We start from the raw sequence: 7,182 nt of genomic DNA on the forward strand, positions 1-7,182 counted from the left end.
TCCACTCTGACCCAGAACCCTGTTTCTCTTCTAAGAACGCTCTCTCCGATTACTATGACCGAATATGGTTTTCCCGTGTTCACTCTTTGCTCTGTCGTCCTTGACCTGCTACCCCTGACACAAGATGTGTCAGGCACTCAGCTTTTAGGAGTATTTTGCTGAAGAAACTATCAGTATAGACCCCGTTTCCACACAGAAACCAGAAGAGCCAAACATCTAGCCGACGATGCCTCTAGCGACTAGATGCCATGATCAAGTCATGTCTGTCCCTGACTAAAATAGAATTAGCGATTTCCCTAAGAGACCTAATTCCATGACGATTATCACTCTTTCACGTTATGTCACCAGAAACAATGAGATTTTAGGTGGAGAGCCAATTATTGAAGGCACTCGCACATCTATTCGCGCAATCGTAGGTCTGTGGCGATTAGGTGTGATGCCAGAGGAAATTCCAACTCATTTACCTCATTTGACCTTAGCACAAGTGTTCGATGCCTTGAGTTTTTATTTGGATCATCAAGCAGAAATTAACGAGTACATTGAACGTAACCAAGTCCCCGATGAGTTGGTGCATCCTTCTGTAAAGGCAGCTTTGGGTAAGCTATGAGCATATTTGCTTCGCTTTACATGGACGAAGATGTGTCGGCGTTAGTTGCAACACTTCTGCGTTCTCGTGGTTTAGATGTCACCACTGTTCCTGAGCAGTCAACTTTGGGCAAAACTGACAGCGAACAATTAGAATTTGCCGCTTCTTTAGGTAGATGTCTTGTCACCCACAACCGAGTTGATTTTGAACGATTACATCTTCAATTCATAGAGGAAGGCAGAGAACATTGTGGAATTATTGTTGTCCCTCAGAAAACTGCCTACGAGGTCGTGCAACGGGTTGGTGTTTTAGTCAACACGTTGACTGTTGATAGTATTAATAATCAGTTACTATACGCATGATTTCTCCGCAAACTTACACTCTAAGCACAAGCCAGCTAACACGATGAAGCGGCGATGTTCTAGTTCATTCATCACCGCTGACCATTGCTGTTAGACAGAAATCCCAGAAATGTTCAATCTAATCTTTATGGTTCTTCGGTTTGTGTTAGGCCATGGACGGGTTATAAAGGGCGATTTTTGTCAATTGTTTTCGATAACGTTTTTAAAACCCGACACCCGACACCCTGTCCGCAGGAAAAACTTTTTTAGCAGACCCTGGTTATTATACCGATAGGACGGGTTGGCCGGTAGAAATGGCTTTTTCGACGATATCGGCGGCCATTTTCACTCCTCCTGTCTTCTGTAGTGCTTTTTGCATTTTCAGGGCATTTTCTCGGTAACTGGGGAAGGATAAGACCTTTTCAATCGCCTTTCGTAAACGGGGAACTTCTAGACGGGAAATCGGAATCACTTCCCCTGTACCCGACCATTTTATCCGAGCAGATACCCCCGGTTGGTCGTTAGCGATGGGAATGGCCACCATCGGTACAGCTTGCGCTAGGGATTCTAGGGTAGTATTTAAGCCTGCGTGGGTGATAGTAAGAGAGGCTCTGGTTAAAAGCTCTAATTGGGGAGCATAGGGAACAACTAGGGCGTTTTTGGTTGTTATTTGAATGTTAGAGTCGGCATTGCCCAAGGATAAAACTAATTGTACCGGCAAATCGGCACAGGCTTCGGCGATCGCATTAAAGGCCGATTGTAGGCGATTTTGAATTGTACCGAGGGAAGCATAAATCAAGGGTTGTCCGGTTAATTTTTCGTAGGGAAAAGGAATCGTTTTTCTGGTGGAGGAATCGTGAAAGGGGCCGGTAAAGTGAAAGTGAGCGGGTAAATTTGACCGAGGAAACTCGAATTCGGCGGGTTGTTGGCTAATTTGAGCAAGGGGGGAATAGCGTTGATTGATGTTTTGATAGGGAATTAACCCCCATTCTTGACGCTGCTGGTTGATTAACTCATTCAGAGGACGAGTCAGAGAGTCAAGGAGTTTATAGCCAATTTTATTGCGAATAACCCCGATAAATGAGGGATTATAGTCCCAAGTGGTCATAAAGGGCGGAATAAGCGGATCACGATTTAAAACCAATGCCCCAGCAAAACTGACAAAGGGAATAGCTAATTTTTCTGCGATTGTACCTCCTGAGGGGGAGACTTGATCGACAATTAGGGCATCAATTCCCAAGCGACGCATCTCTTGAGGGATAGTTTCAAAGAGGGCAGCGGTAGAATTAGTAACTGATTGTACCGTGCGACGGACGGCGGCTTTTCCCTGTAATTGACCAATTTCGGCTAAATTTTTGGCTGATGTGCCTTTCGGATATTGGTCGGGTGCAATTGCCTGAAAATCTAAGCCGGCTGCTTGCACCATTTCTTCACCATCAAGAGTTAAAAAACAGGTAACTTTATGACCGCGTTTTTGTAACTCTTTTCCTAAAGGTAGGAGAGGATTGATATGTCCAGAAGCGGTGGGACAAAGAATGCCAAAATGAGTCATTAAACACCTCCACAGGTTTTCTTTAATTCTTCTAGATTCCAGAATGCTCCACCCAAGGCGGAGAATTGTATGCCTTCAAAGCAGTTACGCACGGCCCCCAAAGCGAGGGGATTAACTAGATAAATAAAGGGGACGTATTCCTGTTGAAGTTGTTGAATTTCATTATAGATAACTTTGCGCTTCTCAAAGTCTAATTCTTGGGAACCTTTGACGTATAAATCGGCGATTTTTTTCTCCCAATCCGCCGCTTGCCAGCCTTGAATCGGCGGGCTGCCGGGTTGAGGTTGTTGGTTAAAAGCGTGGAGATTTCCATCTACATACCAAATATTAGGGGCGTGGGGTTCATTATCGCCAGTAAAACCTAAAATATGTGCTTCCCAATCTAGACTATTACTCAGTTTATCAACTAAATTGCTAAAAGCGATCGCTTGAAAATCCACTTGAATTCCTATTGCGGCTAAATCATTTTTAATTTGCGCCCCAATAGCTTCCCTGATTTTATTTCCTGCATTAGTAATCAGGTTAAATCTAACGGGATTATTATCGATATCGACTAGGAGATTATCACTATTATACTTAAATCCCGCCTCTAATAATAATTCTTTGGCTTTTTCGGGATTATAATCGTAACCTTTCAGGGTTTTATCGTAAAAAGGAGATTGGATAGAAAGAAAAGAATTTTGTTCTTGTCCCAATCCTCGATAGATATCATCAATCATTCTTTGACGATTAATGCCGTAGGCAATAGCTTGACGGAAATTTAAGTTATTAAACCAACGGGATTTAATCGGATCTACTAGGGGTTTTCCGTCGCGTTTTCCTTGATTGAGATTAAAACCGATAAATTGGGTTCCGTAGGCAGGTCCCCCATTAAAAATAGTGAAATTTCCTCTTTCTTCTTCAGTTTTTAAGAGGGAGAAAAATTCGGGAGTTACCCCAATAGAATCTAAACTTCCCGAACGAAATTGCAGTAAAGTTGTATCCTGAGATTCAACAATTGCCCAAATTACCGAAGTTATATGAGGTAATTGTTGTCCCTGGGCATCTTTTTTCCAATAGTAAGGGTTATTCTCAAAAATAATCCTTTGTCCCGTTATATATTCTTTTAGTTTATAAGCACCATTAAAAACAATTTTATCGGGAGGAGTATCTAACCCCCAAGTGGAGAGAAATTCTAACCTACCATCGGGGCTTTTTTTCTGAATAGTTTTTTCTAAAGCGTGTTTAGGTAAAATCGGTGAACTGACAGCATCTAAAAAAGGAGCAAAAGGTTCGGGGAGTTTAAATTCGATTCTGCGATTATCTAGTTTAGTGATAACTGGAAATTCTTTTTTTAATCCTATTCTTAAACTATCGCGGTAGTTGTTAGGAATATCAGGATTTAGATATAATTCTTTATAGGTAAAAACCACGTCATCAACAGTTAAGGGTTGACCATCTGACCATTTTAAACCCTCTCTCATAGTAAAAATAATGCTCAAATTATCATCGGAAATTGTCCAAGATTCTGCTAAGACCGGTTCTTTTTTGCCAGTAATGGGATTTTCTGTTAATAGTCCTTCGTAGGTTAAACCAAAAATATTCGGGGATTCGGCCGATAAAACAGCATTAAAGGTTTTTGGGTCACTTAATACCGATATGACCACTTGATTGCGTCTAACTTGATTACCACAAGCAGTTAGGGAAATCAGCAATAAACAAGAAATTAAAAATACCGTTAATCCCTGCCAAAATTTCACCATAATCTTTAATATTTTTCTGTCCGACTATCTAGAAGTAAAGACCTTGCCTGGCTATATAGGGTTTGCTGAATAAATCTAAAAACCTTGTTGGGTAAGACTTTTAGACTTTTTGTCAATCAAAAAGTACCAGGTATGGGAGTGATCAGGGGGAAAATCCCTGGACTTTTTCCCTAAAAATTAGGTAATTGGCCACCTCAAAACCGGTAAAACCCCACACCCCACACCCCCCACCCCAAACCCTGCCCCCACCGAAAAACTTTTTCAGCAGACCCTATATACACCGAAACTGACCAAGCCGAAAGCCACTGGACTGTTTCCTTGCCCCATCAATATAACAGGAAATGAGACAAAAAATCTCGCCTGGGAAAGATTGACAAAGGCGAGAAACCGTGTTTCCATCAAGAATGGGAGATAAAATCTAAGAACGTTGTTCGATCGGTGTATAGGGGACTTCGTGTTCTCCTGTGTAGATTTGGGTAGGACGGAAAATGCGGTTAGTATTTAATTGTTCTTTCCAGTGGGCCAACCAACCGGCCACCCGGGAGATGGCAAAAATCGGGGTAAATAAGTCATTGGGGATGCCTAATTTCCGATAGACCAATCCCGAATAGAAATCCACATTAGGATAGATACCTTTTTCGCCGTAGATATCCACCATTGCCTGTTCTAATTCTAGGGCGATATCGTAGTATTCATCGGAACCTAATTCCGCGAATAATTGTTCGGCAAGATTTTGTAAAATCGTCGCCCGGGGATCCTTAACTTTATATACCCGGTGTCCAAAACCCATAACTTTTTGTTTATTGGCGATACATTTTTCCACATAGGGACGAACATTAGCCACCGAACCGATTTCCTCTAACATTAACAATACTTCCTCGTTTGCCCCACCGTGGAGGGGGCCGGCGAGAGTTCCCACTGCTGAAGCGATGACACCGTAGGGGTCGGTTAAAGTGGAAGCCGTCACCATGGCCGAAAAAGTCGAGGCATTCATGGTATGTTCGGCGTGGAGGGTCAAACAGACATCGAAAACTTTCGCCGCTAAATCCGTTGGTCGTCTTTCCGTCAACATATAGAGGAAATTGGCCGCATAATCAAGACTATCGTTGGGCTGAATGGGATGATTACCTTTGCGAATTAATTGAAACGCCGCCACCATGGTGGGGATTTTCGCTAATAGCCGGACTACTGCCTGACGGATATATTCGGGATTATCCAAAGCCCGACGGGCATAGTATAACCCTAAAGCCGCCGCCGAAGTTTGTAGCGCATCCATGGGATGGCCTTTTTCGGGGAAGCATTTCATCATGTCTTCGATACGGTACTTGATGCGTCGATGATAACGGATTTCATCGGCAAATTCGTCCAGTTCCGCCCCCGTGGGCAGAACACCCCAGATAAGGAGATAGGCGGTTTCGAGGAAGGTACTTTTTTCGGCGAGTTCCTCAATCCGAATGCCCCGATACTCCAAGATTCCCTTTTGCCCATCCACAAAGCTGATACTCGATTGGGCGGCGGGAATTCCTTCTAAACCTGGCCGATATTCACAAACTGTCATAGTTCTACCTTTCCGTGGCGAAGATTAAGCCCTAACGCTAACTTACTTGATTTTTCCACCCTTACCGAAATTTTATAGAAATTCTTCGGTTCTGCCTCTCCTGTTCAGGATTGGGGAGAATTGGACGGAAATTAATCCTATTTAGCGATTGCTTCGTCGATTTAGTCAGCCCTGCCCTAGCGCATTTTTTCTGGGCTTACCGTTCCGACTCTAGCTAGAGGACTTGATATTTATCTACTTTCATTGTAGCGAGACTATCTCGATCGATTGAGCCGAGCGATAATTTTTTTAAGTTTCTTCGGGATTAATATTTAACTCCCGCAGTTTTGCCGCCAATCGTTCGGCCCGTTGCCGTTCCGCTTCCGCCCGTTGACTTTCCGTTTCGGCCCGTTGTCGTTCCGTTTCGGCCCGTTGACTTTCCGTTTCGGCCCGTTGTCGTTCTTCGTTGTAACTGGTGAAAGGTTGACCATCGGGATAATACAAAACTAACTCTGGTTCGGCTAATTGAAAACGAATGCCCAAGCGAGGACTTACCCAATTATCGAGATTTTCTAGACTTTCGAGCCGATTTTCCCGACGAATACAGCCGCCCAAATCATTTTTATCGGGATTATAAATGTAGTATTCTTCCACACCATAACGGTCATAAAACAGCAGTTTTCTGGTCATTTCCGTTGCGGTATTGCCCGGAGAGAGAATTTCAAAAACCACCTGCGGGGGGATATTGTTCTCTTTCCACTGTTGATAGGAACCTCTTTCTCCCTTGGGTCTGCCAAAAGCTACCATCACATCAGGCGCTTGTCGAGTCTTATTATCTCCCTCCACGGGATACCAGAGTAAATCGCCAGCGACAAAAACATCGGCATTATTGGCAAATAACCAGTCTAGATTCGATTTAATCGTCGTAATCCAGCGAAATTGTCTTGTATTATCGGCCATCGGTTTACCATCGCTATCGGGATAGACGATTGCGGTTTTCGGGCTGTCGTCGAGTTGTCTAACCATTGCTTAACCCTAGAATTTCGTCTTGGCTTCCTTAATAGTATAACTTTACTAGAAAAAACCAGGGCAAATATTTAGGGACGGTGATGATCCTAAATCCTGTTTAAAAAGTATCGGAGAGTGGGAATTAGTCAACCCTGCCCTAGAGCATTTTTTCTGGGCTTACTGTTGCGACTCTAGCTAGAGGACTTGATATTTAAGTAGCTGGTTATAATTAAATTAAAAATGGATTTTAGGTTTGATCCCCCCTGCCCCCCTTAATCTATCCATTAGTCACATCTTTCTTAACATAAAATTTGACAAAAAGAGAAAAGTGTGCCAGATGGCTCAAGGGGGTTCTATGGGGGAACTAATTTGATGAGATAGTTTCCAAGTCTCGCTGATATCATGTAACCTTCGCA

6 protein-coding genes are annotated in these 7,182 nt (G+C 43.1%); 2 read left to right on the forward strand and 4 right to left on the reverse strand.

Annotated features, from left to right (window positions below; translation table 11 throughout):
• Window positions 1-313 precede the first annotated feature (313 nt).
• Together O9332_RS13555 and O9332_RS13560 are read left to right on the forward strand one after the other, a co-directional pair.
• Window positions 314-607 carry a DUF433 domain-containing protein gene (locus tag O9332_RS13555; protein WP_002794978.1) on the forward strand — a complete coding sequence of 98 codons (294 nt, stop codon included), beginning with the start codon at window positions 314-316 and terminating at the stop codon, window positions 605-607.
• The gene (locus O9332_RS13560) at window positions 604-948 is read left to right on the forward strand and encodes a DUF5615 family PIN-like protein (protein WP_004159226.1); all 345 of its coding nucleotides are present in this window, start codon (window positions 604-606) and stop codon (window positions 946-948) included. Before O9332_RS13555 ends, O9332_RS13560 begins: the two co-directional genes overlap by 4 nt.
• Before the next feature lie 262 nt (window positions 949-1,210).
• Here the strand turns inward: O9332_RS13560 and O9332_RS13565 are convergent, their stop codons facing one another.
• The 4 genes from O9332_RS13565 to O9332_RS13580 all read right to left on the reverse strand — a co-directional run bounded on the left by O9332_RS13565 (window position 1,211) and on the right by O9332_RS13580 (window position 6,784).
• On the reverse strand, window positions 1,211-2,479 hold the full coding sequence (locus O9332_RS13565; RefSeq protein WP_004159223.1) for a glycosyltransferase: 1,269 nt from the start codon (window positions 2,477-2,479) through the stop codon (window positions 1,211-1,213).
• Complete coding sequence (locus O9332_RS13570; RefSeq protein ID WP_288026006.1) at window positions 2,479-4,221, reverse strand: ABC transporter substrate-binding protein; 1,743 nt, start codon at window positions 4,219-4,221, stop codon at window positions 2,479-2,481. Before O9332_RS13570 ends, O9332_RS13565 begins: the two co-directional genes overlap by 1 nt.
• Window positions 4,222-4,639: 418 nt before the next feature.
• The gene (locus tag O9332_RS13575; RefSeq protein ID WP_002796663.1) at window positions 4,640-5,779 is read right to left on the reverse strand and encodes a citrate synthase; all 1,140 of its coding nucleotides are present in this window, start codon (window positions 5,777-5,779) and stop codon (window positions 4,640-4,642) included.
• 288 nt (window positions 5,780-6,067) lie between these two features.
• Entirely contained in the window at window positions 6,068-6,784 is a 717-nt protein-coding gene (locus O9332_RS13580; protein WP_288026008.1) for a Uma2 family endonuclease, read from the reverse strand.
• Window positions 6,785-7,182 lie beyond the last annotated feature (398 nt).

This window comes from Microcystis sp. LE19-10.1B (assembly GCF_027530565.1).
Classification (GTDB): Bacteria; Cyanobacteriota; Cyanobacteriia; order Cyanobacteriales; family Microcystaceae; genus Microcystis; species Microcystis aeruginosa.

Excerpts from the sequence above, each read along its gene's own strand:
- O9332_RS13580 (WP_288026008.1), bottom strand. The coding sequence starts at position 6,784 with ATGGTTAGACAACTCGACGACAGCCCGAAAACCGCAATCGTCTATCCC.
- O9332_RS13560 (WP_004159226.1), top strand. The coding sequence starts at position 604 with ATGAGCATATTTGCTTCGCTTTACATGGACGAAGATGTGTCGGCGTTA.
- O9332_RS13570 (WP_288026006.1), bottom strand. The coding sequence starts at position 4,221 with ATGGTGAAATTTTGGCAGGGATTAACGGTATTTTTAATTTCTTGTTTA.
- O9332_RS13565 (WP_004159223.1), bottom strand. The coding sequence starts at position 2,479 with ATGACTCATTTTGGCATTCTTTGTCCCACCGCTTCTGGACATATCAAT.
- O9332_RS13575 (WP_002796663.1), bottom strand. The coding sequence starts at position 5,779 with ATGACAGTTTGTGAATATCGGCCAGGTTTAGAAGGAATTCCCGCCGCC.
- O9332_RS13555 (WP_002794978.1), top strand. The coding sequence starts at position 314 with ATGACGATTATCACTCTTTCACGTTATGTCACCAGAAACAATGAGATT.